25 protein-coding genes are annotated in these 26812 nt (G+C 35.7%); 22 read left to right on the forward strand and 3 right to left on the reverse strand.

The window, feature by feature from the left end; translation table 11 throughout:
* Positions 1–42: 42 nt before the first annotated feature.
* The 6 genes from H3T43_RS05855 (at position 43) to H3T43_RS05880 (ending at position 5241) form a co-directional block, all read left to right on the forward strand.
* Entirely contained in the window at positions 43–543 is a 501-nt protein-coding gene (locus H3T43_RS05855; RefSeq protein WP_198213236.1) for a PTS cellobiose transporter subunit IIA, read from the forward strand.
* A 79-nt stretch (positions 544–622) separates the two neighbouring features.
* On the forward strand, positions 623–1987 hold the full coding sequence (gene celB, locus H3T43_RS05860) for a PTS cellobiose transporter subunit IIC (RefSeq protein ID WP_198213237.1): 1365 nt from the start codon (positions 623–625) through the stop codon (positions 1985–1987).
* A 157-nt stretch (positions 1988–2144) separates the two neighbouring features.
* Positions 2145–2615: a DNA starvation/stationary phase protection protein gene (locus H3T43_RS05865; RefSeq protein ID WP_034977145.1), complete on the forward strand. Its 471-nt coding sequence runs from the start codon at positions 2145–2147 to the stop codon at positions 2613–2615.
* A 115-nt stretch (positions 2616–2730) separates the two neighbouring features.
* Positions 2731–3423, forward strand: coding sequence for a ribose-5-phosphate isomerase RpiA (rpiA, locus tag H3T43_RS05870; protein WP_198213238.1), 693 nt, complete (start codon positions 2731–2733; stop codon positions 3421–3423).
* A 160-nt stretch (positions 3424–3583) separates the two neighbouring features.
* The gene (locus tag H3T43_RS05875) at positions 3584–4507 is read left to right on the forward strand and encodes a nucleoside hydrolase (RefSeq protein WP_198213239.1); all 924 of its coding nucleotides are present in this window, start codon (positions 3584–3586) and stop codon (positions 4505–4507) included.
* Positions 4508–4515: 8 nt separating this feature from the next.
* Positions 4516–5241 (forward strand): GntR family transcriptional regulator, encoded by a 726-nt coding sequence (locus H3T43_RS05880; RefSeq protein WP_198213240.1) that lies wholly within the window; start codon positions 4516–4518, stop codon positions 5239–5241.
* A gap of 51 nt (positions 5242–5292) precedes the next feature.
* On the opposite strand, the gene H3T43_RS05885 is transcribed toward H3T43_RS05880, so the two are convergent.
* Positions 5293–5616 (reverse strand): bacteriocin immunity protein, encoded by a 324-nt coding sequence (locus tag H3T43_RS05885; RefSeq protein WP_198213407.1) that lies wholly within the window; start codon positions 5614–5616, stop codon positions 5293–5295.
* A 50-nt stretch (positions 5617–5666) separates the two neighbouring features.
* Positions 5667–6431, reverse strand: a complete 765-nt coding sequence (locus H3T43_RS05890; protein ID WP_034977158.1) for a DeoR/GlpR family DNA-binding transcription regulator — start codon at positions 6429–6431, stop codon at positions 5667–5669.
* Between the two features lie 287 nt (positions 6432–6718).
* On the opposite strand from H3T43_RS05890, the gene H3T43_RS05895 reads away from it, so the two are divergent.
* Together H3T43_RS05895 and H3T43_RS05900 are read left to right on the forward strand one after the other, a co-directional pair.
* Positions 6719–9121: a phosphoketolase family protein gene (locus H3T43_RS05895; RefSeq protein ID WP_198213241.1), complete on the forward strand. Its 2403-nt coding sequence runs from the start codon at positions 6719–6721 to the stop codon at positions 9119–9121.
* Positions 9122–9370: 249 nt separating this feature from the next.
* Positions 9371–12040 (forward strand): calcium-translocating P-type ATPase, PMCA-type, encoded by a 2670-nt coding sequence (locus H3T43_RS05900; RefSeq protein WP_198213242.1) that lies wholly within the window; start codon positions 9371–9373, stop codon positions 12038–12040.
* 121 nt (positions 12041–12161) lie between these two features.
* Here the strand turns inward: H3T43_RS05900 and H3T43_RS05905 are convergent, their stop codons facing one another.
* Complete coding sequence (locus H3T43_RS05905) at positions 12162–12611, reverse strand: GAF domain-containing protein (RefSeq protein WP_198213244.1); 450 nt, start codon at positions 12609–12611, stop codon at positions 12162–12164.
* Between the two features lie 332 nt (positions 12612–12943).
* On the opposite strand from H3T43_RS05905, the gene H3T43_RS05910 reads away from it, so the two are divergent.
* The 14 genes from H3T43_RS05910 to H3T43_RS05975 all read left to right on the forward strand — a co-directional run bounded on the left by H3T43_RS05910 (position 12944) and on the right by H3T43_RS05975 (position 26797).
* The gene (locus H3T43_RS05910; RefSeq protein ID WP_034977167.1) at positions 12944–13681 is read left to right on the forward strand and encodes an amino acid ABC transporter ATP-binding protein; all 738 of its coding nucleotides are present in this window, start codon (positions 12944–12946) and stop codon (positions 13679–13681) included.
* Between the two features lie 11 nt (positions 13682–13692).
* The gene (locus H3T43_RS05915) at positions 13693–14508 is read left to right on the forward strand and encodes a glutamate ABC transporter substrate-binding protein (RefSeq protein WP_198213246.1); all 816 of its coding nucleotides are present in this window, start codon (positions 13693–13695) and stop codon (positions 14506–14508) included.
* The gene (locus H3T43_RS05920) at positions 14505–15143 is read left to right on the forward strand and encodes an amino acid ABC transporter permease (RefSeq protein WP_034977173.1); all 639 of its coding nucleotides are present in this window, start codon (positions 14505–14507) and stop codon (positions 15141–15143) included. Before H3T43_RS05915 ends, H3T43_RS05920 begins: the two co-directional genes overlap by 4 nt.
* Before the next feature lie 15 nt (positions 15144–15158).
* On the forward strand, positions 15159–15812 hold the full coding sequence (locus H3T43_RS05925) for an amino acid ABC transporter permease (RefSeq protein ID WP_034977176.1): 654 nt from the start codon (positions 15159–15161) through the stop codon (positions 15810–15812).
* Between the two features lie 234 nt (positions 15813–16046).
* Complete coding sequence (locus tag H3T43_RS05930) at positions 16047–17024, forward strand: SIS domain-containing protein (protein WP_198213248.1); 978 nt, start codon at positions 16047–16049, stop codon at positions 17022–17024.
* 14 nt (positions 17025–17038) lie between these two features.
* Complete coding sequence (locus H3T43_RS05935; RefSeq protein ID WP_198213250.1) at positions 17039–17854, forward strand: PfkB family carbohydrate kinase; 816 nt, start codon at positions 17039–17041, stop codon at positions 17852–17854.
* A 15-nt stretch (positions 17855–17869) separates the two neighbouring features.
* Positions 17870–19489, forward strand: coding sequence for a peptide ABC transporter substrate-binding protein (locus tag H3T43_RS05940; RefSeq protein ID WP_198213252.1), 1620 nt, complete (start codon positions 17870–17872; stop codon positions 19487–19489).
* 77 nt (positions 19490–19566) lie between these two features.
* Positions 19567–20499 carry an ABC transporter permease gene (locus tag H3T43_RS05945; RefSeq protein ID WP_198213254.1) on the forward strand — a complete coding sequence of 311 codons (933 nt, stop codon included), beginning with the start codon at positions 19567–19569 and terminating at the stop codon, positions 20497–20499.
* A 2-nt stretch (positions 20500–20501) separates the two neighbouring features.
* The gene (locus H3T43_RS05950; protein WP_034977189.1) at positions 20502–21410 is read left to right on the forward strand and encodes an ABC transporter permease; all 909 of its coding nucleotides are present in this window, start codon (positions 20502–20504) and stop codon (positions 21408–21410) included.
* A 5-nt stretch (positions 21411–21415) separates the two neighbouring features.
* On the forward strand, positions 21416–22483 hold the full coding sequence (locus H3T43_RS05955) for an ABC transporter ATP-binding protein (protein ID WP_370520793.1): 1068 nt from the start codon (positions 21416–21418) through the stop codon (positions 22481–22483).
* Positions 22484–22486: 3 nt separating this feature from the next.
* Entirely contained in the window at positions 22487–23389 is a 903-nt protein-coding gene (locus H3T43_RS05960) for an ABC transporter ATP-binding protein (RefSeq protein ID WP_034977195.1), read from the forward strand.
* Between the two features lie 62 nt (positions 23390–23451).
* Positions 23452–23985 (forward strand): ClbS/DfsB family four-helix bundle protein, encoded by a 534-nt coding sequence (locus H3T43_RS05965; RefSeq protein ID WP_198213258.1) that lies wholly within the window; start codon positions 23452–23454, stop codon positions 23983–23985.
* Positions 23986–24126: 141 nt separating this feature from the next.
* Positions 24127–24558 (forward strand): MarR family winged helix-turn-helix transcriptional regulator, encoded by a 432-nt coding sequence (locus H3T43_RS05970; RefSeq protein WP_198213260.1) that lies wholly within the window; start codon positions 24127–24129, stop codon positions 24556–24558.
* Positions 24551–26797, forward strand: a complete 2247-nt coding sequence (locus tag H3T43_RS05975) for an ATP-binding cassette domain-containing protein (RefSeq protein WP_198213262.1) — start codon at positions 24551–24553, stop codon at positions 26795–26797. Before H3T43_RS05970 ends, H3T43_RS05975 begins: the two co-directional genes overlap by 8 nt.
* The last annotated feature ends 15 nt before the right edge of the window (positions 26798–26812 follow it).

The raw sequence follows: 26812 nt of genomic DNA on the forward strand, positions 1-26812 counted from the left end.
CTATACTTGTTAATATAATATAGTAAAGGAATGAAGCTTAAAATGAATAGTTCTTCAGAGAAAAATAAAGTTGAACGTAAAAAGCATAATGATAAGATCAAATATCTTTATTTTAGCCGTTATCTAATGGTCCGTTATTGTGTTGTCATTTTTTGGTTTGCTAACCTTTTTTGGCTGTTAATTTTAGTTCAATATAAAAAACTCTTAGGGATAATTTTATCTGGTATACTAACTCTATTCTCCAGCATTGCTGCTATAGAACAGTTAACAAAAATGTACAACCACAAGAGTGATGTACCAATTACAAGAATTTATTTTTGGATACAAATTGTTGCTAATACTTTTCTGATCGTTTGTCTGTTTTTACCTTTTAAATTGCAAATCTTCCCTTTTATAACCAGTACAAGTTCAAGTTATTTTATGATTGCTATTTTATTAGCTGGCATTTTGTTAGCTTATTTCTGTGAACGTAGAATACATAACATTATTATTGGAAAAGATAAATATTTAAATGCAATCGAAACTGTAATAAAGGACAAATAGTTGCATTTTATTTGAATACGCTTACAATATTTATTAATAGTAGTTAATTATGTATTACTATCTGAGAGGAGTATATTTTATGGCTGAACCAAATCAAAAACCAATAAAAGATCGAATTGCTGAAGTGGCCGGTAAATTTGCTGCCACAAGATTTGTAAGGTCGATTATGGACGCGGGTTATAGCGTTATTTCATTTTCGATAATTGGGTCCATTTTCTTAATTTTGACTGTATTGCCGCAAGCAATTCCCGTTCCCGGGTTTGCTACTTGGTATGCGGGAACAATAGGTCGTCTTACTAATCTGTTTCAGTCTGTTTATAATGCTACTATGGGAATCATCGCACTAGTTTTCTCTGGCACTTTTGCTTACTCTTATACAAAAATTTACCGTGATGAAGAACATTTAAACTTGATACCTATAGATGGCTTGATGATGTTCCTAATGGGGTTCTTTATTACCGTAGCTGAATTAGTTTGGAAAAATGGCAGAGTAGAATTTATAACCATATTTACTAAAGACAAAATGGTTGCTGGCGGATACCAAGCAGCTCCATTAACCGGTATTTATCGTATAGGTGCTGTAGGTATTTTTATTGGATTAGTGGTTGCGTGGATAACCGTTCAGATTTATCGCTTTACAATTAAGCACAACTGGCAAATAAAAATGCCAGATTCAGTCCCATCAGGAGTGGCAAACTCATTTAGTGCCATGATACCTGGTTTTTGTGTTGCTGTAGTGATGTCGGCAATTAATATGGCCTTAGTTTTGGCAGGAACTGATTTATTCAATGTGTTATTTATCCCGTTTTCTTTCATCAGCAATATTGCAGATACTTGGTGGGGATTCCTGATCATACTCTTTTTAATTCACTTTTTATGGTGGTTTGGAATTCATGGCGCAACAATTATTAGCTCCTTTTATTCACCAATAGTTTTAGCCAATATGCAGGCAAATGTTAATCAAGGTACTCACCATGTTTTTGCTGGTGAAATTTTAAATGCGTTTGTTACAATTGGTGGTTCAGGTGCCACATTAGGTGTTGCTATCTGGCTGGTATTAAGAGCACGTTCAACACAGTTGAAAGAATTAGGTAAAGTTGAAATTGTACCAGCAATTTTCAATATAAACGAACCAATTCTGTTCGGGTTGCCAATTGTGTATAATATTGACTTATTTGTGCCGTTTATTTGTGCTCCAATGGCTTCCGGTCTGGTAGCTTATTTAGCTATTGCGGCAAGGATAGTTCCGGTCATTAGAGTACAACAGCCTTGGCCAACACCAGTTGGTATTGGCGGCTACTTAGCTACGACAAGTTGGCAAGGAGGGATCCTCGCAATTATATGTGCAATAGTTGCATTTCTAATCTGGTATCCGTTTATTAAGCATTATGACAATGTCACTCTAAAGAAAGAGAAGAACAATGCAACCCCAGATGTTGCATAAAAAAATAGATTATTTAAAATCTGTCTGGTAAAGGCAGATTTTTTTATTATAGATTATAGTAGGAGTAAAAAATGCTAAACAATATTTTAGTATTAATAGCGCTTACTGGCTATAATAAAAGTGTAACAATGTTAATAGATTTTGGAGGCACTTTTATATGAAATATCCAAAGACTAAAGAAGTTTTAAACCAATTAGTTGCTGATTTGACTCAACTACACATGGTTGTTCATCAACATCACTGGTACATGCGTGGTAATCGTTTTTTGAAATTACATCCATATTTAGATAAGGTAATGGACGAATTAGCTGACCAACTGGATCAAGTTTCTGAACGTTTAATTACTCTTGATGGTTCTCCAGTTTCAACCTTAGGTGAAATAGCAGCTAAAACTAAGATTCCTGATGAAAAGGGCAATTGGAACGAAACAATAGATGAACGTTATGCAAAAATTATTGAAGATTACCATTACCTTGATCAACTCTATGAAGAAGGCATTAAAGTCAGTGATGAAGAAGGAGACTATTCAACTAATGATATGTTAACTGGTTTCCACACTGATGTAGAAAAGAGAATTTGGATGATGTCAGGCGAAATTAACAAGGCTCCTGAAATTGATCCAGAATAATTAAGTGAAGTGTAAAAGCAGTCTTGACTGCTTTTTTGTATCTTCTTTTTATATTACTTTTGCTATAATTGATTTAAAATGACAATTAATAATATAGTTTTAGAAAGCATGAATTATGGATAAAGAAGAGCAGGATAAGTTAAAAAAACAGGCTGCCGTAAAAGCTGCTGAATTAGTCAAATCAGGAATGAAACTGGGAGTAGGCACTGGTTCGACAGTAGCATTTTTAATTGATGAATTAGGCAGAAGAAAAAAAGAAGAAGGACTTGACCTTGATGCTGTGGTAACGACTTCAAGCAGAAGCAAGAAGCAAATGGAAAGCTACGGTTTTCATGTTGATGACTTGAATGCAGTAGATCAACTTGATTTGACTATCGATGGCGCAGACAGGTTAGCAGCTAACTTTGATGGTATTAAAGGCGGCGGTGGCGCTTTGACCATGGAAAAAAATGTTGCAATAAATTCTCGCAAAATAATTTGGATTGTAGACGAATCTAAAGTAGTTGAGCGTTTAAGCGGCTTTGCTTTGCCTGTTGAGGTTTTACCTGTTTCGTGTGAACAAAATTTTAAACTTTTTCAATCCGAGGGCTTAAATCCGCAGTGGCGCATGTCAGGAAATGAACGCTTTGTAACTCATTATGGCAATTTTATTATCGATTTGAATATTGATCCTATTCCTGTTCCTGGTGGTTTAGCTGACTATTTGGATCATACCGTAGGCGTGGTAGAACATGGGCTTTTTCTTGGGATGTGCGATGAGGCATTCATTGCACATTCTAATGGCAAGATCGAAGATCGAAAAAAGTAGCTTTTAAGTTAGCTTGAAACATAACTATGAGTGAAATAAGTCCCAAATAGTTTTCTAACTTTCGGGGCTTATTTCAATGCCAGCTCTTTTTATTTTTACAGCAACGAGTAGCTAAATTTGGTATTATTGTTTTATAACCATTTTTAAAAAGAGGATACTTATGTTAAAAAAACCATTAATAATTAGTACAGATCCCGGAATTGACGACGTTGTTGCAATTACCGTTGCCTTATTTGCTCCTGAATTTGATGTTAAATTGATAGCAGCAACTTGGGGCAATGTACCATTGAAAAATACTCTGGACAATACTTTAAAATTGGAAACATTTTTAAAAACCACTGTCCCCGTTGTAAGTGGTGCTGTCAGACCTTTACTGCGAGATCAAATCGATGCCTCAGATGTCCACGGAAAGAGTGGACTGGCTGGATTTGACTTTCCTGCGCCCAATCACAACTTATTAAAACCAGGTATTGCTGCAGAGGCAATTCATGAAGTTGTTGCTGGCAGCGCTGAAAAAGTAACGTTAATGCAAATTGGACCAGCAACAGATTTTGCGCTTTACTTTAGACAATTTCCAGAAGATTTGCCTAAAATTGAGCAACTGGTAATTATGGGTGGTGCAATCGGTCGTGGCAATTGGGGGCCTTATGCAGAATATAATGTTGCGGGCGATCCTGAAGCAGCACAGATTGTTTTTTCAAGTGGCATAAAAATTTTATTAGCACCACTCGAATTAGGACATCAAGCATATGTGACTCCAGATGTTTTGGATCAAATTAAGCAATCGGGCAGAACGGGAGATATGCTCTATCATATTATGAGTAATTTACATGATCATACTGAAACCAATGGCCGTGAAGTTTACGATGCACTGGCAGCTGGTATGTTGGTAAAGCCCGAAATGTTTGCTTTTAAGCCAGCTTATGTCATAGTAGATACCAAAAGTCCAAGTGCCTATGGTGCTTCGCTGATTGATTTTAATAACTTTTTTAATAAACCGGCAAATGTTCAAGTTGGTGTAAAAGTTGACCGAGTTCAATTTTCAGAATGGTTAGTTTCTTCCATCAGGAATATAAATAATTGAGGTAGATAATGGCAGATTTCGTTTATCGTACTGTGATGCGTGATATCAAACAAAATATTCTAGATAACAAATATGAGGGGATGCGCCTTCCAGACGAGCGTAGTCTAGCTGAACACTATCAAGTAAGTCGTTCCTCAATGAAAAGGGCGATGGAGATGCTTTCTCAACAAGGTATTGTCTTTAAAAAAAGAGGCAGCGGAACATTTATTAACCCTTTATATTTAAAAAATCAATCTTTGTTTCGTTATGAAGGGTCTAACCTAGGTTTGACTGATAGTTTGAAGGTTCCTGGTAAAAAGCAGGGAATCAAATTGCTTTCTTTTAGCGTAATCAAGACTCCGAAAGGGATAGCACAAGACTTATTCCTTAAAGAAAATGACTTTGTTTATGAGTTTAAAAGGCTGCGCTTTCTAGATGAACAACCATTTTTAATTGAAACAGGCTATGTGCCTATTAAAATTGTTCCTGAGTTAAAACCTGAACACTTGAAAAAATCACTTTTTAATTACCTAGAAGATTCGCAAAATAAAGTCGTTACCAAAGCGTTTCTGAATATTACTGTTGAGCCTTCAAATAATGAAGACCAATCTCGCCTTAATTTAAAAAAGAGTGAACCAGTGGGAGTGATGGAAGGTATTTTCTTTTTGGATGATGGAACTCCATTTGAAGTTTCTACAATGCGAATTCATTATCAATATATGAAATTCAATACATTTGTTAATTTGAATAAATAGAAAAAGCAGGCTTAAGCCTGCTTTTTTGGGATACATTCTATTTAAAAAAAATCAAACATTTCTAAATTGTTGCATATCCGTGATCCGTCCAGAATAAACAAAATTTAAGTTAATGTTTTTAGTTTTTTCACCTAAATCATGTAAAAGTTTTTGCTGCAAGGTCGTTAAATGCAAATGCTGAAGTGCGACACAAGCTTCAATATACAATACTAATTTACCAGTATAATCTAATGGGTGATCGTGACTGTCAAACTTACGCATTACCATACCAATAGCATCACGAATTTGCTTATATTTATAAATATTCAATTCATTATATATATTAGAGTAGAAACTCCTATAAAACTGATCTAAATCTTTATAAACTTCTTCGATTAGTTGCTTTTTTTTAGAAAATAAGCTATCAAAAAAAGTTGTTCATAACCTCACTTCCTCAATATCGAAATAATTTGTGTCTTTGGTGAAAAATTTTTTTGGAAATTTTCAGATAAAGGCAAATCTGTGATTAAAACGTCAATCTTATTAAGCGGAATTGACATGTAAGGAGAAGTATTTTGACTATTAAATTTATATTTTTCTGCGATTACAACCACTTGCTTAGCTCTTGAACATGCAATCTTGATTAATTCTGAATCACTCATTTTTGCTGAATAGATACCATCGCTTCTAACATTTGATGTGCCAACAAAAGCAGTATTAAAACTTATTTTTTGCAAAAGTTCAAGTGAATCAACAGAGTAATTAAATCTGTCTTCCTTATCTATTTTGCCTCCAAGAAGTCTTACATTAGGTAATTTAGATTGCATCAGAGCTAATGAATTATCAATTGAGTTAGTAACGATTTGCAAGTCAGTACCACAAATTAATTCACATAATTTCTTTAAAGTGGTTGATGGACCAATAAAGTCACACTGGTTAGGATGGATAAATCTTTGAGCCATTTTTGCCATTTTAGTTTTAACTGGTGAATCTATTTGACTTCTCATGAGGAAGTTGGGTACATCACTACGGTCTATCGCTACTAATCCACCATGAACACGAATTGCTTGTCCAGTTGCAGTTAAACGAACTACATCTCGTCTAGCTGTATCAAAAGAAATTTTGAAATAATCAGCTAACTTGCGAGTACTCAAATGATTTTCTTTATTAAGCATTTGCTTAATTTGTCGCAGGCGTTCTTCTTGTGTCATTTTACCTCTCCTGTGCCTAATTTAGCACTAGAATAAATTTTGTTTAATCACTTTTTCAGTATTTAATTTAAAAAATAAGTATTTATCAGTATTTGAACATAAATATGCTGATCTGTAAATAAAAAATACCATAATAATAGTATTACTTATCTACTCGGCAATAACTAAACACTTATTTTTTAGAAATTGGAACGAACCAATTTTTAAAATGGTTGAACTTTGACAAAAACTTGCTATAATATGTTTATCAAATGAATTTTAGCAAATATTAAAAAGGGAGAATAAAAATGGCAGTTGATTACGACTCAAAAGAATTTCTCAAAAGTGTTGATGCTCACTGGCGTGCAGCAAATTATCTATCTGTAGGTCAGCTTTTCTTAATGAGTAACCCATTATTAAAACATGATTTGAAAGCAAGTGAAGTTAAGCCTAAACCAATTGGTCACTGGGGTACTATTTCACCACAAAACTTTATTTATGCTCATTTAAATAGAGTTATCAAAAAATATGGCCTAAATATGTTCTATATTGAAGGTTCAGGTCATGGTGGTCAGGTTATGGTATCTAATTCATACCTTGATGGTTCTTATAGTGAACTTTATCCTGAAATTCAACAAGATGAAAAAGGGATGGCCAAGCTCTTTAAACGTTTTAGCTTCCCTGGCGGGTCTGCTTCACATGCTGCACCTGAAACCCCCGGTTCGATGCACGAAGGTGGAGAACTAGGTTATTCTCTTTCTCATGGCACAGGTGCAATTTTAGATAATCCTGACGTAATTGCGGCTGTTGAAATTGGTGATGGCGAGGCTGAAACAGGTCCTCTTGCAGCTAGCTGGTTTAGTGATAAGTTTATTAACCCTATCAAAGATGGGGCAGTTTTACCAATATTGCAAATTAATGGTTTCAAGATTTCAAATCCGACTATTGTTTCTAGAATGTCAGATGAAGAATTGACCAAGTATTTTGAAGGCATGGGCTGGCATCCTTATATTATTTCTGCATACAAGGGCGGCGAGTTTGATGGCTATAAAGACCACATGCAGATTCATGAAGAAATGGCTAAATTGATGGATAACGTGATTGAAGAAATTAAGGCTATTCAAAAGAATGCTCGTGAGAATAATGATGAAACTTTGTCGCATTGGCCAATGATCATTTTCCGTGTACCAAAGGGTTGGACAGGTCCAAAGAAGGATCTTGATGGTAATCCAATTGAAAACTCATTTAGGGCTCATCAGATTCCAATTCCAGTCGCTCAAAATGACATGGAACATAAAGATATGCTGGTTGATTGGCTTAAGAGTTATAAACCGGAAGAGTTATTCGATGAAAATGGCGTTCCAACTGAAATAGTCACGGCTGATAATGTTACTGGCGATAGCAGAATGGCCATGAACCCAATCACTAATGCAGGTGGGGAGAAAGCTAAGCGTCTTAGTTTGCCTGATTACCGTAAGTATGCCTTAAAATTTGATCAACCAGGTTCTATTGAAGCTGAAGACATGTCGGAATGGGCTAAATATTTGAACGAAATTGCTGAACTAAATCCAAATACTTTCCGGGGTTTTGGACCAGATGAGTCTAAGTCTAACCGCTTATTTAAGTTTATTGATGAACAAAAACGGCAATGGGAAAGCTCCGTTCATACACCTAATGATGAAAACTTGGCACCAAGTGGTCGTTTAATTGACTCTCAATTATCAGAACACCAAGCCGAAGGCTGGCTTGAGGGTTACGTTTTATCAGGTCGTCACGGTTTCTTTGCTACTTACGAGTCATTTGGTCGTGTTGTAGATTCAATGCTGACTCAACATATGAAATGGTTAAGAAAAGCTAAGGAACAATATTGGCGTAAGGATTATCCATCATTAAACTTCATTGCAACTTCAACTGTCTTCCAACAAGATCATAATGGTTATACTCACCAAGACCCAGGTGTCTTGACTCACATGTATGAAAAGAATCGTCCAGATTTAGTTCATGAGTATTTACCAGCTGATACTAATTCATTACTCGCTATTTCACAAAAAGCTTTCAGCGATCGCGAATGCATCAACATTTTGGTTACTTCAAAACAGGAAAGACCTCAGTGGTTCTCAATTGATGAAGCAACTCGTATTGCAAACCACGGCTTGTCATACATTGATTGGGCATCGACTGACCAAAATGCTAAGCCTGATGTTGTATTTGCTTCAACTGAAACGGAGCCGACAATGGAATCTCTTGCTGCAATTGACATTTTGCATAAGAATTTCCCTGATCTCAAGATTCGTTATATTAACGTAATTGACGTTATGAAATTGATGAATACTAAGGATAACCCAGAAGCAATTTCTGATGAAGAATTTGCTGAATTATTCCCAAGCGATGTGCCAGTAATCTTTGCATGGCATGGCTATAAGGCAATGATGCAATCCATTTGGTTTGGTCGCAAGCGTGGCAATGTTCATATTCATTGTTATGAAGAAGAAGGAGATATTACTACACCGTTTGATATGAGGGTGGTTAACGAACTTGATAGATTCCATTTAGCAAAGGATGCCATTTTAAGTGTTCCTCGTTACGCTGAAAAGAGTGCCGGCTTTGTGGCAGAAATGGACAGATTGCTTGCAAAACACCACCAATACATTCGTGATAATGGTAAAGATATGCCTGAAGTTACTGAATGGAAATGGACAGGTCTCAAGTAAATATTGTTAGTTAAAAACATAGTTTCTTAATAAGAGAAGCTATGTTTTTGCTTTTATTCGGTTAATTTAATTAGCCTTATTCTTGTTAAAAACAATAATTTTATTTATAATAAGAATCATCATAAGGGAGTAACAGCAATTACTTGCGATAAGCCCAACACCCGAAGAAATACTTCTGGACTTATCTTAAATAGTGAGACTTGTGTGTGTTGTACATATAAGTCTCTTTTTTGTTATTAGGAGGTAACAATGCCCCAGAATTTTTACAATCAAAAGATTGAAGATGTAGCTCAAGAGTTAGAAACATCATCAAGTCAAGGATTAAGCGTAAACCAAATAGAAGAATTGCGTACAAAATATGGCTCTAATAGTTTGACTAGCAAAAAGAAAATCAGCATTTGGCAACGTTTTTTAGCCCAGTTTAAGGATTTTATGATTATTGTTTTGATAGTTGCAGCGTTGCTTTCAGGCTTTGTAGCTCAAGAATGGACAGATGCGGCAATAATCATGATTGTGGTCATTTTGAACGCAGTATTAGGCGTTTTTCAAGAAACACGTTCTGAGGAGGCAATTAATGCTTTAAAGAAAATGGCTACTCCTAACGCCCATGTACGTCGTGATGGCCAAATTGTAGAAATACCAAGTACGGAATTAGTACCTGGGGATGTTGTGTTACTTGAAGCGGGTGATGTTGTACCGGCAGATTTGCGTTTGACTCTTACCAAAAGTCTCAAAATCGAAGAATCAGCTTTAACCGGCGAGTCGGTTCCGGTTGACAAAACTAGTGAACCTATTAATGAAGAAAAAGTAGCACTAGCAGATCAAGATAATATGGCATTTGCTAATACTAATGTTACTTACGGTCGCGGTGAAGGCATTGTCACTGAAACAGGTATGAATACTGAAGTCGGAAAGATTGCGACAATGCTTAACAACACTGATGAAACGGATACACCATTAAAGCGTAATCTAAATCAGCTTGGTAAAACGCTAACTATTATGATTCTGCTGATCTGTGCTGTAGTCTTTGTTGTAGGCTTTTTTACTAAAAAGGGAACAGAACCTACGGATAAATTAGCAATCGATATGTTCTTGGTGGCAGTTTCACTTGCTGTTGCTGCAATTCCAGAAGGGTTGCCTGCAATTGTAACCATTATTTTGGCTCTTGGTACTCAGGTAATGGCTAAGCACAATTCGATTGTGCGTAAGTTACCAGCAGTGGAAACGTTGGGAGCAACGGATATCATCTGTTCTGATAAAACCGGTACTTTAACCCAAAATAAAATGACAGTTGAACAGGTTTATTATGATAACCAGGTTCATAATTCTTTCAATAGAATCAGTACTGATAATCATGCTTTAATGGCAATGGTTTTAGCTAATGATTCAAAACTTGACGATAATAATCAATTGTTGGGTGATCCAACTGAAACTGCATTGGTTCAGTATGCGCTTGATCAAAAAATTGATGTGCATAATTTGCTTGCAAATCATAAGAGGCTCCAGGAAGTGCCATTTGATTCCGGCCGTAAATTAATGAGCACTGTCAATGAAGATAACGGACAATATTTTGTAGCGGTTAAAGGGGCACCGGATCAACTGCTCAAACGGGTAACACGGATTGAACTTGATGGTAAAGTCAGTGAGATTACTGAGAAGCAAAAAGATGAAATTATGCTTTCAAATCAAAATATGGCTAAAAATGCTTTGCGAGTTTTGGGGTTAGCCTATAAACCAGTTGAGCAATTATATGATGATCCTACAACTGATAATGTTGAGCAGGACTTGATTTTTGCTGGCTTGGTGGGGATGATAGACCCAGAGCGTCCTGAAGCAAAAGAGGCTATTAAAGAAGCTCACAGTGCCGGTATTAGAACAGTTATGATTACAGGTGACTTTCAAGTTACTGCTCAGGCAATTGCAGAAAGACTGGGCATTTTGAAGCCTGGCCAAGATGAGCGGGTAGTTACCGGTGCACAGCTGGATGAATTTAGTGATGAATATCTGGAAAAGCATGTAGCTGATTTTGATGTTTATGCCAGGGTTTCTCCAGAACACAAAGTTCGTATCGTTAAGGCCTGGCAAGCCCAAGGCAAAATTGTGGCTATGACAGGGGACGGAGTTAACGACGCACCTAGTTTAAAGCAAGCTGATATTGGAATTGGTATGGGCATCACTGGTACAGAAGTATCAAAAGGTGCCAGTGATATGGTTTTAGCAGACGACAACTTTGCAACTATTGTTGAAGCAGTTAAACAAGGACGCAAGGTCTTTAGCAATATTCAAAAAGCCATTCTTTACCTCATGAGTTGTAATGTCGGGGAAGTTTTAACAGTATTTATGATGACCATGCTGGGTTGGGATATTTTAGCTCCAGTGCAATTGCTGTGGATTAACTTAGTGACAGATACTTTGCCAGCTATTGCCTTGGGACTTGAACCAGTTGAAAAAGGTATTATGAAGCGTACGCCTCGGGGTAAGAAATCAAACTTCTTTAGCGGTGGCGTTGCCAGCTCAATTGTTTACCAAGGAATACTCGAAGGTGTCATTGTTTTAACTACTTATCAACTAGGCTTAAACTTTGGCCCTCACATGGGTAATGCCAATCTGCAACACGCTGATGCTCTGACAATGGCCTTTCTTACATTAGGACTTATTCAACTATTTCATGCCTTTAATTCTAAGTATATTCATCAATCAATTTTTTCTAAGAGGACATTTGCTAATAAGTGGTTTAATTGGGCAATCTTGATATCAGCTGTTGTCATGGCAGCAGTTGAATTACCATTTATGACAAAGTTCTTTGATGTCACGGAATTAAATTCAACACAATGGTTAATAGTTTTGGGAGCTGGAATTTGTATGATTTTAATAGTAGAAATTGTGAAGGGATTTCAGCGTCTCTCCGGTAAAAAATAAAAAAGTGAAACGAACACTTTTTCGACAGAGATCTAAAGTCGTTTATAAGTTACAAAGACCAATAAGTCATTTAAAAGATGATTTATTGGTCTTTTATTTTATGCAAGATTATTTCTTTCACTTAATTAAATAGTAGTTCTGCTATTTTTGATAAATATTGAGCATCAATTTGATCAAATCTGTCAAAGTCATTACTGTCAAGGTCAAGAACAGCGACAAGTTTTTTATTGTGGATAATGGGAACAACGATTTCTGAATTGGTATTGGCATCGCAGGCAATATGACCTCTAAACTTATGAACATCCGGAACAATTTGAGTTTGACCGGTTTGTGCAGCTGCGCCGCAGACACCCTTTCCTAACTGAATATGCATGCAGGCGACCGGTCCTTGAAAGGGTCCTAAAATAAGCTCTTGCTCTTGAAAGCGATAAAATCCGGCATAACTTACTTTGGGTAACCCATTAAAAAGTAGTGCACTAATGTTACTCATGTTGGCAATTAAATCGTGTTCGCCTTGCAGAAGACTGCAGGCTTGTTTTAAAAGTAATTTATAATTTTTTTCTTTATCCATAAGTTTTCTCCTTAGTTAGAGTGTATGCTAGTCGAACTATTTTTGAAAGAAAAAAATGCAAATAAGAGTATATTTTTCACAGATAATTTTAATTATAAATGGCAATTTCTGACAATAAATTGTCATTAATGAACATACAAAAAGGCTTTTTATTATTGTACTTTCCTGTCATAGCGCCAACTAAATGACTTCAAAGCCAATGTGAATTAAACAGATCTTTCTATAAATTTTTATTAAAAACACTGTATTACTTTTAAAATTCTTAACGGTTATAGTAAAATAGATTCTACAACTTATTATTTCATGCATTGATTATGAAAGGGGCGATGACAATGTCGATGATAGAGTTCCATGACGTGCAAAAATTTTATGGCCATTTTCATGCACTGCACGACATTAATTTAGAGATTGATGAAGGTGAAACGGTGGTTCTGATTGGACCATCTGGTTCAGGTAAAAGTACTTTAGTACGGACCGTAAATGGTCTTGAGTCAATCCAGAAAGGTAAGTTAGTAGTTAACGGTCACGATCTTTCAGATCCAAAGACAAACCTCAACATCTTACGTAGTGATGTTGGGATGGTTTTCCAGCATTTTAATTTGTATAAGAATAAAGATGTATTGGAAAATATTATGCTGGCTCCCAGAATAGTAAGTCACATGCCTGAAGAAGAAAATAAAAAACAGGCATTAGATTTACTTGATATGGTTGGGCTGCGCAAATGGGCACATAATATGCCTTCACAAATTTCCGGTGGTCAAAAACAGCGTGTTGCTATTGCCAGAACGCTGGCAATGAGACCAAAACTTATTTTATATGATGAACCAACATCTGCTCTTGATCCGGAAATGATTGATGATGTTTTACAAGTTATGAAGAAGGTTACCAATGAAAGTGGTATGACTTCATTAATTGTTACTCACGAAATGGGCTTTGCTAAAGAGGTAGCAAATAGAGTTATCTTTATGGATCAAGGCCGAATTGTTGAGGATGATGATAGCGAGAGCTTCTTTAAGCAGCCTAAGACGGAGCGGGCACAACAATTTTTGAGTAAAATTATTTCTCACTAAGGAGGCCAATTATGAAAAAGAAATTTTGGCTACTTCCTTTATTAGCATGTATTTTAATGCTAACCGGTTGTGGTAAAAGTCTTAGTGACCAATCTGTTTTAAATAATGCCAAACAATCAAATACTATTGTTTGGGGCGTTAAAGGTGATGTTAAACTTTTTGGCTTAATTGATGTTAAGGATGGTCAGCAAAAAGGTTTTGATGTTGATATGGCAAAGCATATTACAAAGCATATATTAGGACCTCAAGGGAAAGCTGAGTTTGTTACAACAACATCTCAGTCCAGAATTCCACTTTTAAAGAATGGAAATGTCGATGCCGTTATAGCCACGATGTCAATCACGCCAGAGCGTAAAAAGATTATTTCTTTTTCAAAGTCATACTTTGATGCTGGTCAGTCACTTTTAGTTCCTAAAGATTCTTCAATCAAGAGTACAAAAGATCTTAATGGTAAGACAGTTATCGGTGTTGTAGGCGCAAACTCAGTCGATAACATTAAAAAGGTGGCTCCAAGAGCAAAAGTGATTGAGTTGCAAGACTATGCTCAGGCAATGAACGCTTTAAAATCACATCAGGGGGATGCATTAACTACTGATAACGGAATTTTATTTGGGTTAGCAGTTCAAAACCCGGGCTACGAAGTTCGTGGCGGCACTTTTACTGTTGAACCATACGGTGTTGCGGTTAATAAGGGACAAACCTCATTTACTGAAGCTGTAGACAAGGCAGTTCTTGAGATGCAGCATAATGGTGAATATAATCGCTTAATTAAAAAGTGGTTTGGCGATGTTCCAGGATTTAAGTATAAGGAGCTGTATCGCCGATGATTAATATTTTTTCAAAATTCAGCAGCCAGCTGTTTGTTGGCTTGGGCTGGACAATACTATCTAGTGTAATTGCTTTATTTTTCAGTTTAATAATTGGAACAATATTTGCAATTATGGAAGTTGTTCCAAGTAAAGTAATGCGTGTAATTGGACATGCTTATGTGGAAATAATGCGTAACATTCCTTTGCTTGTAATCACTATGTTTTTCTATCTGGTAATTCCGATTTACGTTGTCAAAATAAACGGTTTTACTGCTGGTACAATCGGGTTAACCTTATATACTTCTGCTTTTATTGCCGAGACAATTCGTTCAGGAATTCAATCTGTTTCTGGCGGTCAAATGGAAGGTGCAAGATCAACTGGTATGACTTACTGGCAGGCAATGCGTTATATAATTTTGCCTCAAGCATTCAAGATAGTAATACCACCTTTAGGCAACCAGTTTGTTAACTTGGTCAAAAACTCTTCAGTCCTAGCCTTTGTGGCAGGATTTGATTTAATGTATCAAGCAAATTCAATTGCTTCAGCAACTTTTGACACTATTAACAGTTATTTGGTTGTAGGTGTTTTATATTTGATCGTTACATTGCCGATTAGTTATTATATGCGGCACCTGGAAAAGAAATTAGGTTAAAGGAGGTACTAGAAAATGCAAAATTGGGTTAACGCCTTTTCATGGCTTAATGTACGCTTTTTGTTAATGGGCCTCTGGGTAACTATTTACATTTCCGTAATTTCGGTCATTTTAAGTTTTATTATTGGCTCGATTTTAGGAATAATTAGATATTCTAAAATTAAGTATGTTTCAGCTGTTGTAGGTTTCATTATTGATATTATTCGTAATATTCCCCTGCTGCTGATTATCTTCTTTACTTATTTTGGGCTACCAAACTTTGGTTTAAGGCCGGAAACCATACCGGCAGCGATTATTGCCATGACAGTATTCGAATCCTGTATGATTGCTGAAATTGTGCGTTCAGGTATTCAATCTGTTTCTATCGGTCAGATGGAGGGTGCAAGATCAACTGGCATGTCGTTTGTTCAGGCTTTATGGCATGTTGTTTTGCCTCAAGCTTATAAAAACATGATTCCAACAATTATTAGTCAGTTTGTTTCTCTAATTAAGGACACATCTTTGGCAACAATCATAGTTGTTCCGGAAATGATGCAGCACGCACAAGTTATTTATGGTCAAAATGCAAACTACATTTTGCCGATGTTTGCTGCTTTAGCTGTTTTGTATTTTGCTGTGTGCTTTACATTGTCAATTATCGGCAGTGCAATAGGCAGGCATTTGTCTTAAAATAAGAATTTGATTAGTAATTATTAAAAAGCAATTCACGAGTTTGTGAATTGTTTTTTTTGCTTGCTCTGATACATAGGCAATTGGTTCATACCATTTCACAAACTTTTTTATTTAATTTTACTAGTCAATTGTTTTTATTAAATAATTTTAAGAAAAATGCTTGACATATTAAAAATTAGCTATTATCTTATAATATAACATCATATAACAAGAATGATTGAGAGGTTAAAAATGAAAAAAGAATATCAACGAGAAATTAAGAATGCTCTTGCCGCTGCAGAAAAGATTGATGGCATTAATCATGTCTATTTTGTAGCTTGTGGAGGATCGATGGCTTTTATGCAACCAGCTGAATATATTTTCAACCGCGAATGTGATATTCCAGCCACAATTTTACCAGCACGGGAATTTACAACACGTAATCCTCATGATTTGGGCAATCATAGTTTAGTAGTTTCTTGTTCTCATTCAGGTAGTACACCAGAAACAAATGAGGCAGTTAATTTTGCCAAGAGTAAAGGTGCTCTAACAGTAGGTATTACCTATACAGCAGGTTCTGACTTAGAAAAGAATTCCGATTTCACTCTGCACTACAGTTGGGGCAAAGGTACCGATGCTTCTGATTTAAATAATGGAGTTTTATATGGTTTCATATTTAGTTTATTGAAGTCCATAACTGGTGATAACAAATTTGAAAAAGGCCTGAAAGCTTTGGATGGTTTAGAAACTATGGCTGACAGGGTAAGAAAGCAATTTGGAGAAACTGCAAAGAAATGGACCAGTGAATTAAAACGCGAAAAATTAATTTATGCTGTAGGCTCAGGTATTAATACTGGAGAAACATATTCATTCTCAGCTTGCTGGCTTCAAGAAATGCAGTGGATTCATAGTGGATATATCAATTCTGCTGAATATTTCCACGGTCCTTTTGAAGTAACAGACTTTGATGTGCCATTTATCATTTGCAAAGGATTAGGCGTTACTAGAAAAATGGATCAACGTGTAATCGATTTTGCTAAAAGGCATAGTCAAAAAGTTTACGTGATTGACGACGCTGACTTTGATATGCATGAAGTAGATGACGACTTTAAAGAATACTATTCTCAGATTCTTTCAGGAGTTGCTTTCCGTCAATTAGCCGAAGGATTTGCATATGAAAGAGGACACTCACTAGATGTCCGTCGTTATATGGGACACCTGGATTATTAAAAAGGCTGTAAATCATGAAAATAATTGCAGTTGGTGACAATGTAGCTGATACATACATCAAGCAAAAGATATTTTTTCCAGGCGGAAATTGTGTCAATGTAGCAGTTGATGCCAAAAAAGCCGGAGCTGATGTTTCAGCTTATCTGGGAATGTTTGGAGATGACGATCGAGCACAGCATATTAAAAAATCTTTAACAGAAGAAAATGTAGAACTTATTAATTGTCGTAAGGTCTATGCTCCCACAGCACAGCCTCGAGTTATTCTCACAGATGAAGGTGATAGAACTTTTGCTCCTGGTCCTAAAAATTCAGTAATGCATTTGTTATCCTTAAGGCTTACCCCAACAGATTTTGCGGAAATAAAAAAATTTGATGTTGTTCATATTGGAATTGATTCGGGAATTGAAAATTATCTTGATGAATTACATCATATTACCAAAGTATCATTTGATTTTTCAGATTCTCGCAATGAAGGTTATTTTAAACGTGTTTTACCGTATGTAGATTATGCTTTCTTTTCAGGTTCAGAGATGTCTGATGAACAAGTGGAAGAATTTGCTAAAAAATATTTAACTTTGGGACCGGAAGTCATAGTCATCACAAGAGGTGCAAATTCTGCATTCTTGTTAACTTCACAGAAATCCTATTATCAAAAACCACAAAAAGTAAAAGTCGTTGACACTATGGGTGCGGGTGACAGCTTTATTGCTGGTTTTCTAGTTTCTTACTTAAATAAAAACAATCTGCAAGAAGCTGCTTTAGCAGCTAGTAAAAATGCTGCAGCTACTTGCCAACTATCTGGTGGCTTTGGTCATCAGAAATCCTTTTAGAAAAGAGTGATATTTATGAAAAAAAGTGCATTGTTTGCAACTGCAATTGCATGTGTAGGCTTGTTAATAACAGGATGCCAGAAAAATTCTAGTTCTGGTACAAAAAATCAAGATAAAATTACTGTTGTTCAAAATGCAACGGTTGACTCTCTTGACCCGATTTTAGCGTATCAAAACACATCTTCAACTGTTGTAGCTAACACAACAGAAGGCTTGTACACTATTGATGCCCACGATAAGCCCCAATTGGCTTTGGCCTCTAAAGTTAAAACGAGCAATCATGGACTTACCAAGACTTTTACTATTCGTAAAAACGCCAATTGGTCAAATGGTGATCCAGTTACGGCTAATGACTTTGTTTTTGCCTGGCGTCGGCTGTCAGATCCTAAGATAGCCTCAGCCTTTAACTTCCAACCAGGTGCGGCTGGAATTAAAAATGCTAATGACATTGTAGCTGGTAAAAAGCCCGTCAAGTCATTGGGTGTTAAGGCCACAGGTCCTAAAACTTTAGTAGTTCAACTTGATCATGTTGTACCTTATATGAACAAGTTGCTGGCATTCAGTGATTTTGCCCCTGTCAATCAGAAATACTTCCAAAAAACTGGTAAAAAATTTGCACAAGATTCCAATCATTTAATTTATTCTGGTCCGTACCAAATCAAGGATTGGAAATTAGGCGATAACACTATCCAGTTAGTTAAAAATCCTAAATATTGGGATGCCAAAAATGTCAAAATTAAGAATGTTAAGCTTGATATTATTACGGACCCAGAAAAGGCAGCTATTGCATTCGAGAATGGCAGTGCAGACTATGTTCACTTAAGTGGTCAGCTTGTTTCTAAATATCGGAAAGATAAGAACTTTGTCAATGATGTTGGTAATTTTACACAGTACATTATGTTTAATCTGAAAAAACCGGGATTAGATAATGCTGATCTGCGTAAAGCAATTTCTCTCAGCATTAACCGTAAAGAAATAACAACTCACATCCTAAAAGATGGTTCAATTCCTTCTCATTCTATGGTTATGAAAGATTTGGTTAAGAATCCAGCTACTGGCAAAGATTTTGCAGATGAATCAACTACTGATTTTTACGAATATTCACCAGCTCAAGCTAAAAAGTATTGGAATAAGGCCAAAAAGGCAACTAACTTGCGTTCATTTACCTTGCTTTATGATGACAGTGATCCTTCATATGCTAACGTAGCCGCGTATATCAAGGCTCAAGTTGAAAAACACCTTCCCGGCATGAAAGTGACACTGCAGCAAGTAGCAAAGAAGACTAGAACTGATAAGATGTCAAAAGCTACTTATGATGCTACTTTAACTCGTTGGGGACCAGACTATGCAGATCCAACAGCGATCTTGAGTATGTATCAATCTAAGAACGACAGCAATTACGGTCGCTGGGCAAATTCAGAATTTGATAAGTTAATGGCTCAATCTGATCAAACAACTGATCAAGCTAAGAGATACAAATTGCTTCTTAAGGCAAATAATATCCTAATTGACAGTGCTTCTTGCCCACCGCTATATCAGATTGGCGCACCAGTTTTGGAAAGGTCCAATATAAAAGATTTACCGATGCATATTGCAGGTGTACCATTCTTCTTCAAATATGCTTCAATTAAATAATTTCATTAAAAGTATTAATAGGGCTGGGATACAATCTCAGCTCTGTTTGCTTATTTACGAAGATTGGAGGGAAAAAATTGAAAAAGTATGTCTTAAAAAGAATATTAATCGCAGTGATTACATTATTTTTGATTACTTTGATTCTTTTTATTATGGAAAAGGCAATGCCTGGTTCTCCATTTAATGATGAAAAAATGTCACATGCTCAAGTAGCGGCACTTTATCATAAATATGGTTTAGACGGTCCAGTACCACTGCAGTTTCTTAATTACTTGAAAAATATGTTATCTGGCGATTTCGGTGTTTCGTATACCGTTCAAGTTAATACGCCGGTTACTACAATGATTTTGCAACATTTTACCATTTCACTCCAGATAGGTTTACAGGCTACTGTACTAGGTTTAGTTTTAGGCTTTCTGATGGGAATTTTGGCAGCAATCAAAAAAGGCACAATTTGGGATAACTTAATGACTGGTATTTCTGTTTTGGGAATAAGTCTTCCTAACTTTGTAGTAGCATTGATCGTGTCAATCATATTTTCTTATAAGCTGATGGTCTTTCCAGGAACATACCAACCAACACAACCATTTGTATCAAGTATTCTGCCTACAATAGCATTGAGTACTTTTACTATGGCAAGTATTGAACGATATGTTAGAAATGACATGATTGATATTATGAATTCTGATTATTATCGTTTAGCGGATTCAAAAGGAATTAAAAAGTTCCAGTTGATCGGACACCATGTTATCAGAAACACTTTAATTTCAGTTATTACAGTATTAGCACCACTGATGATTGACCTAATTGCCGGGAGTATGGTAATTGAAAAAGCTTTTGCTATTCCAGGCTTGGGAACATTGTATATCAGTGCTATACAAGCTAATGACTACAATGTAGTCTTAGGCATAACTTTCTTTTATGCAGTGCTTTTTATTAGCATTATGTTAATAGTTGATATTCTTTACGGGTTAATAGATCCGCGTATTAGATTAGATGAGGGCAAATAATTATGACTAATATAGAAAATAATGATTTTGAATTTGCCCATAAATCTGAAACAGTTGACCATTATTCCGGTAAATCTTATTCATATGGGCAATTGGTTTGGCATCGCTTTTTAAGAAATAAAGGTGCGGTGATTAGCGCAGTTGTTTTAATTATTATTGCTTTAATAGCTATTCTGGCACCTTACCTTAGTCAATACTCACCCACTACGCCGTATCCTAACCAGTCTAATTTAGCTCCTGGAGTTAATGGTCACTGGTTTGGAACAGACAACTTAGGCAGAGACATTTTTGTAAGAGTTGCTGCTGGTACTTCAGTTTCACTAAGGGTTGCGCTAGTGGCTATGGCAATTGATCTGGTTATTGGTACTAGTTATGGCCTGATTTCAGGATATTTTGGTGGCAAAATTGATTTATTCATGCAAAGAATAACAGAAATTCTTAGTACTATTCCTATGATCATTATTGTTACTTTGCTTGTTCTTGTCATGAAGCCAGGTCTAGTAAGCATAATTACTGCGATGATGATTGTCGGCTGGATTAATATGAGTAGAATAGTTCGCGCACAAGTGTTGGAACTAAAAACCAGCGAGTATGTTTTATCAGCAAAGACAATGGGAGAATCTGATATTAAAATTATTTTCTCTCAAATTTTGCCTAATACATTAGGACAAATAATTACCACATTTATGTTATCTATTCCGAACGCAATTTTTTTGGAAGCATTCTTAGCCTTTATCGGTTTAGGTGTTCCGGCACCATTAGCTTCATTAGGAACAATGATTAATGATGGTTATACCCAGGCTATCGTTTACCCATACATGGTCATTTTCCCCGTATTGTTTTTAGCACTAATTATGCTGAGTTTTAATATTATTGCGGATGGCTTACGGGATGCTATTGAAGGAAGTTAGGTAAGATTATGACCGAAACAGTATTAGAAATAAAAAATTTACAAGTAGCCTATCATACCGATCACGGAGAAGTGCAAGCTGTTAGAGGAATAAGTTATCAGGTAAAAAAGGGTGAAACAGTTGCTTTAGTTGGTGAATCCGGTTGTGGCAAGTCAGCTAGTGTAAAGCCAATCATGGGCGAAAAAGAAGCCAATCAAATAATTAAATCCGGTGAGATCAATTTCACTTACCAGACTGAAAATGGTCTACAAACAGTTAATTTATTAAAAATTAGTCCTAAGATTATGCAAAATCGTATTAAGGGCAAAGAAATAGCAATGGTTTTTCAAGACCCAATGACTTCTCTCGATCCAACCATGAAAATTAATAAGCAAATCGCGGAGGCAGTAAAGGCTTCTCATCCTGAGATGAACAAGGATCAAATCAACGAACGGGTGCTTAATTTAATTGAAACCGTTGGCATTCAAAACATGAAGGTTGTTCAGAACCAATATCCACATCAACTTTCTGGAGGAATGAGACAGAGAATTGTTATCGCCATTGCGTTGGCCGGGAATCCCAGTTTACTGATCTGTGATGAACCAACTACGGGTTTGGATGTTACCATTCAGGCTAAAATTTTGAACCTGATTAAAGATATACAAAAGAGCAGGAAATTATCTGTTATTTTTATCACCCATAATTTAGGGGTGGTTGCCAATATTGCAACATATGTAAACGTCATGTATGCTGGAAAAATAGTTGAGACTGGAACGAGCCAAGATATCTTTTTTGAACCTCGTCACCCATATACTTGGGGTCTGCTTGAATCAGTACCTGATATCAATGAGAAGGTTGACGAATTACCGACTATTGCCGGAACGATTCCAGACTTAACACAACCGATTGTTGGAGATGCTTTTGCTCCCAGAAATAAGTATGCCTTAAACATTGATTTTAAAAAACAACCGCCAATGTTTAAAATTAATGACCACCATTATGCTGCAACTTGGCTCTTAGATAAAAGAGCTCCCAAAGTACCAATTCCAGCAGTTTTGCAAAAGAGAATTTTAAAAATGAAGGGGGCATCATAAGCAATGACTAAAAATATCCTTGAAGTTCATCATTTAAAGCAATATTTTCCAGTTGCAAATAAAAAAGTAGTTAAAGCGGTAGATGATGTTTCCTTTAACATTGCTAATGGTGAAACTTTTGGTCTGGTAGGTGAGTCAGGAAGTGGAAAGACCACTATTGGACGCTCTATTATTCGTCTTTATTGGCCTACTGCTGGTGAGGTGATTTTTGAAGGTGAACAAATAGCAGGTCAGTTAAGTAAAAAGCAGACTGCTAAGCTGCGTAAAGACATGCAGATGATTTTTCAAGATCCTATGTCTTCACTAAATCCTCGTAAAAAAGTTGGTGACATAGTCAAGCTGGGTCTTGATATTCATTATCCTAAATTATCTAAGGATGAAAAACTGCAAAAAGTTATTGAAATGTTAAAAGTAGTGGGCCTTGACTCATCATTTGTTAACCGCTATCCGCAAGAACTTTCAGGTGGACAAAGACAAAGAGTTGGTATTGCCAGAGTAGTTATCATGCATCCCAGACTTATTATTGCAGATGAAGCTATTTCTGCTCTAGATGTTTCAGTACAAGCTCAAGTTGTTAATCTTCTTCAAAGAATACAAAGAGAAAGTGGCAGTGCCATGCTCTTTATTGCCCATGACTTGGCAATGGTCAAACATATTTCAAGTCATATAGGAGTAATTCATTTGGGACATATTGTCGAGATTGGGCCAACAGAAGCAATTTTTGACGATCCTGTGCATCCTTATACAAAAAGTTTGTTAACTGCTATCCCCACTACTAATCCAATAGCAGAACAAAATAAAAAGTTATCAAATTATCATGCATTTAGACAACAATATGAAAATAAAGAAATGGCAGATTTAGGCAATGGTCACTATGCAATAGACGATGGGTCGTGGACTAAGTAAAACTCCTTATGATAAAATATTGATAAATAAATTTTTAATATTATCAAGAAAAGGAAAAATAGATGCCACGTCCTAAAACCAAGCAAGAATTAGTTGATGCAAGTAATTCGTCATACCAGAAGATAGTTGATTTAATCGCTAAGTTGCCAGAGGGTGCTCGCACTGGCAGTTTCAATTTTGATACGAGTAAACTAAAAGAAGCCCATTGGAAGAGAGATCATAATGTACGCGATGTTTTGATCCATTTATATGAATGGCAAAAATTGTTGCTAGAGTGGGTTAAAAGCAATCAATCCGGTGAAAACAAAGAATTTTTGCCTGAAGGGTATAATTGGCGTAATTATGGTGAAATGAATCAAGAATTTTGGCAAAAGCACCAATCTACGCCACTTGCAGAAGCAGAAAAAATGCTGGCGACTAGTCATAAACAAACCATGGCTTTGCTTGATACCTATACGCAAGAGCAACTCTTTCAAAAGAATGTTTTTCCTTGGACTGGTAATAATGCATTAGGTACTTACTTCATTGCAAATACTTGCAGTCATTATGAATGGGCTTTAAAGAAGTTACGAAAATATCAAAGATCCTTGAAATAAGGGCTTATGAAAACCGTTAGCGTAAAAGCTAGCGGTTTTTGTTTTGGATGAGCCACTTATTTAAATAAATCAAAAGTTTGACAATTTATTTCTCTATAGATATAATTTCTAAATAGAAAATATTTATAAAAGGAAATTATAATGAAAAATAATAAGTTATACCAGACATTAATGGACTTACAGTGTGAGTTGGTTGCTGAAAGAAATTTGGTAAATCCAGGACAAATTAACTGGTTGCAATATGATATTTTGAGCGTTTTGCAAAAGCATGCTTGCAAACCAACCGTTTTAAGCCGGCAGCTTGGAATTACGCAGGCGAAATTATCCAAAAATTTTACAAAATTAAGAAAATTAGGCTATATCAAGCAAAACCCAGACATACAAGATCATAGAGAAATGATAACAGAAATTACTGCAATAGGACTTGCTTTTATGGATGATATTGCTGAAAAGCATGGTGAACTATATAATCAGGCTCAAAAAATTTGGTCCAAGAAAGAACAAGAACAATTTGTTTTATTAGCAAATAAACTGATTGCTGTTTTAAGGAAAGACCGGATTGGAAATGAGTAGTAAACCAATAATTATTGAAGGTGCACATACAAATAATTTAAAAAATATTTCGGTTGAAATTCCCAAAAATAAAATTACCGTTATTACCGGCTTATCTGGGGCTGGCAAATCCTCACTGGCATTGTCGACTATTGCAGCAGCAGCTCAAAGGCAGGTGAATAAGACATACAGCGCCTATGTTCAACAACTTTTACCTCATTTTAAAGAACCTGAAGTTGATAAAATTAAAAATTTGCCATTTACTGTAGTAGTTGATCAAAAAGGTATCGGAAACAACAAGCGTTCAACTCTTGGTACTTATTCTGATATTTATTCAGCATTGAGATTGTTGTTTTCACGTTTGGCAAAGCCGTTTATTGGTTATTCAATGAACTACTCTTTTAATAATCCAGTGGGCATGTGTCCCAGATGCCAAGGATTAGGAGAAGTTAGAGAAATTATTCCAGAGGATTTGTTGAATATGAGCAAATCACTTAATGAAGGAGCGATAGAATTTCCTACCTTTCAACCAGGTGGGTGGCGATTAACTCGTTATACTGAATCAGGGTTTTTTAATAATGATTTACCGCTAAGAAAATGGTCTGAATCAAAAATTACTCTGTTATTGAATGGTGAGAAGCAAGTGCCACCAAACCCAACGAGAAAATGGCATAAAAGTGCGAAGTATATTGGTCTTATCCCTAGGATAACTCAAACTTTTTTAAGCAAAAATGATTCTCAATACCAAAATGATTTAAAGAGGATTGTTAAAGTGAAGGTCTGTCCAGCTTGTCATGGGCAAAGGCTAAATGCAAAAGCACTTTCTGCTAAAATTAATAATAATAATATTGCTGATTGCAGTATGATGAGTTTAATTGAATTGAAACTCTGGCTAAGTAGAATCAATGATGAAAAAACTAAACTTATTCAGAAGGAAATAGAAGCTAAGCTGACTAATTTAATTAATGCAGGTTTAGGATACTTGAGTTTAAACAGGACAACTACCTCTTTATCAGGTGGAGAAGCTCAAAGAGTTAAATTAGCAAACTATTTAAATAGTGATTTGACCGACTTGCTTTACGTCTTTGATGAACCCAGCGTAGGTTTGCACTCATATGACCTTCACAAAATTAACGGTATTTTTAGGCAATTACGGGATAAAGGAAATTCAATAATTATTGTTGATCATGACCCAGAAGTGATGGCAATAGCTGACAAAATTATTAATTTAGGGGAGTTAGCAGGTGAAAAAGGTGGATATATTACATTTACAGGTGATTTTAAAAACTTAGTTCAAAGTAATACTTTAACAGGAAAAAGCTTGCGCAATTTTGGCAGTCTTAAAAGTGAAACCAAATTATTTAACAATTTTTATCATATAAGTAATGTATCCCTAAATAATCTTCATGATATAAGTATTAAAATTCCTCAACAATCCTTTACAGCAATTACAGGAGTTGCTGGATCGGGCAAAAGTAGTTTAGTCAAAATAATAAAAAAACAGTATCCGCAAACAGCGGTTTTAGGTCAACGTGAAATTCGTGGGAACAACAGGTCAAATGTGTTAACGTATTTAAATGTTTTTGACCAATTGCGACAGTATTTTGCTGATGCCACTAACCAACCAATAGGGTTATTTTCATTTAATAGTCAGGGAGCTTGCCCGATATGTAAAGGCAAGGGGATGCTTAAGCTTGACTTGGCATATATTGGAGAGTCTGTTACGGTTTGCGAAGCTTGTCACGGGCAACGTTATTCAGAAAAGGTTTTAAAATTAAAAGTCAATGGTTTAAATATTGCAGAAGCGATGGCTTTAAGTCCTGCAGATTTTGCTGTTAAATATCCTATCCTTAATCCTGCAATGATAGCATTAAAACAAGTAGGATTAAGTTATATAAAGTTAAATCAGTCATTAGACACTTTTTCTGGAGGCGAACTACAGCGGCTTAAATTAGCCAAGTTTCTCTTAAACCAGTCCAGTAAAATTTTAGTTTTAGACGAACCAACAAGTGGTCTGCATGAATATAATATTCAGGATTTAATTGATCTGTTGAAAAGCTTAATCTCAACTTATCAATTAACTATTATTGTAATTGAACATAATTTACGCCTAATTGGACAAGCGGATTGGATTATTGATATAGGACCTTATGCTGGTAATAAAGGTGGTAAAATTATGTTTTCTGGTAGTCCAGAACAATTAATTGATAAAGGAAAAACTTTGACAGCTAAGGCTCTAAAGCAATATTTCAGGCTTTAAAATATTTTTAGAGTT

Source organism: Lactobacillus sp. M0396 (assembly GCF_016101625.1).
Classification (GTDB): domain Bacteria; phylum Bacillota; class Bacilli; order Lactobacillales; family Lactobacillaceae; genus Lactobacillus; species Lactobacillus huangpiensis.

What these genes read in the sequence shown, in the direction of transcription:
- celB (WP_198213237.1), top strand. Translation starts at nt 623, where the DNA reads ATGGCTGAACCAAATCAAAAACCAATAAAAGATCGAATTGCTGAAGTG.
- H3T43_RS05875 (WP_198213239.1), top strand. Translation starts at nt 3,584, where the DNA reads ATGTTAAAAAAACCATTAATAATTAGTACAGATCCCGGAATTGACGAC.
- H3T43_RS05935 (WP_198213250.1), top strand. Translation starts at nt 17,039, where the DNA reads ATGAAAATAATTGCAGTTGGTGACAATGTAGCTGATACATACATCAAG.
- rpiA (WP_198213238.1), top strand. Translation starts at nt 2,731, where the DNA reads ATGGATAAAGAAGAGCAGGATAAGTTAAAAAAACAGGCTGCCGTAAAA.
- H3T43_RS05950 (WP_034977189.1), top strand. Translation starts at nt 20,502, where the DNA reads ATGACTAATATAGAAAATAATGATTTTGAATTTGCCCATAAATCTGAA.
- H3T43_RS05975 (WP_198213262.1), top strand. Translation starts at nt 24,551, where the DNA reads ATGAGTAGTAAACCAATAATTATTGAAGGTGCACATACAAATAATTTA.
- H3T43_RS05925 (WP_034977176.1), top strand. Translation starts at nt 15,159, where the DNA reads ATGCAAAATTGGGTTAACGCCTTTTCATGGCTTAATGTACGCTTTTTG.
- H3T43_RS05905 (WP_198213244.1), bottom strand. Translation starts at nt 12,611, where the DNA reads ATGGATAAAGAAAAAAATTATAAATTACTTTTAAAACAAGCCTGCAGT.
- H3T43_RS05880 (WP_198213240.1), top strand. Translation starts at nt 4,516, where the DNA reads ATGGCAGATTTCGTTTATCGTACTGTGATGCGTGATATCAAACAAAAT.
- H3T43_RS05940 (WP_198213252.1), top strand. Translation starts at nt 17,870, where the DNA reads ATGAAAAAAAGTGCATTGTTTGCAACTGCAATTGCATGTGTAGGCTTG.
- H3T43_RS05890 (WP_034977158.1), bottom strand. Translation starts at nt 6,431, where the DNA reads ATGACACAAGAAGAACGCCTGCGACAAATTAAGCAAATGCTTAATAAA.
- H3T43_RS05920 (WP_034977173.1), top strand. Translation starts at nt 14,505, where the DNA reads ATGATTAATATTTTTTCAAAATTCAGCAGCCAGCTGTTTGTTGGCTTG.
- H3T43_RS05930 (WP_198213248.1), top strand. Translation starts at nt 16,047, where the DNA reads ATGAAAAAAGAATATCAACGAGAAATTAAGAATGCTCTTGCCGCTGCA.
- H3T43_RS05915 (WP_198213246.1), top strand. Translation starts at nt 13,693, where the DNA reads ATGAAAAAGAAATTTTGGCTACTTCCTTTATTAGCATGTATTTTAATG.
- H3T43_RS05970 (WP_198213260.1), top strand. Translation starts at nt 24,127, where the DNA reads ATGAAAAATAATAAGTTATACCAGACATTAATGGACTTACAGTGTGAG.
- H3T43_RS05965 (WP_198213258.1), top strand. Translation starts at nt 23,452, where the DNA reads ATGCCACGTCCTAAAACCAAGCAAGAATTAGTTGATGCAAGTAATTCG.
- H3T43_RS05910 (WP_034977167.1), top strand. Translation starts at nt 12,944, where the DNA reads ATGTCGATGATAGAGTTCCATGACGTGCAAAAATTTTATGGCCATTTT.
- H3T43_RS05855 (WP_198213236.1), top strand. Translation starts at nt 43, where the DNA reads ATGAATAGTTCTTCAGAGAAAAATAAAGTTGAACGTAAAAAGCATAAT.
- H3T43_RS05960 (WP_034977195.1), top strand. Translation starts at nt 22,487, where the DNA reads ATGACTAAAAATATCCTTGAAGTTCATCATTTAAAGCAATATTTTCCA.
- H3T43_RS05900 (WP_198213242.1), top strand. Translation starts at nt 9,371, where the DNA reads ATGCCCCAGAATTTTTACAATCAAAAGATTGAAGATGTAGCTCAAGAG.
- H3T43_RS05865 (WP_034977145.1), top strand. Translation starts at nt 2,145, where the DNA reads ATGAAATATCCAAAGACTAAAGAAGTTTTAAACCAATTAGTTGCTGAT.
- H3T43_RS05895 (WP_198213241.1), top strand. Translation starts at nt 6,719, where the DNA reads ATGGCAGTTGATTACGACTCAAAAGAATTTCTCAAAAGTGTTGATGCT.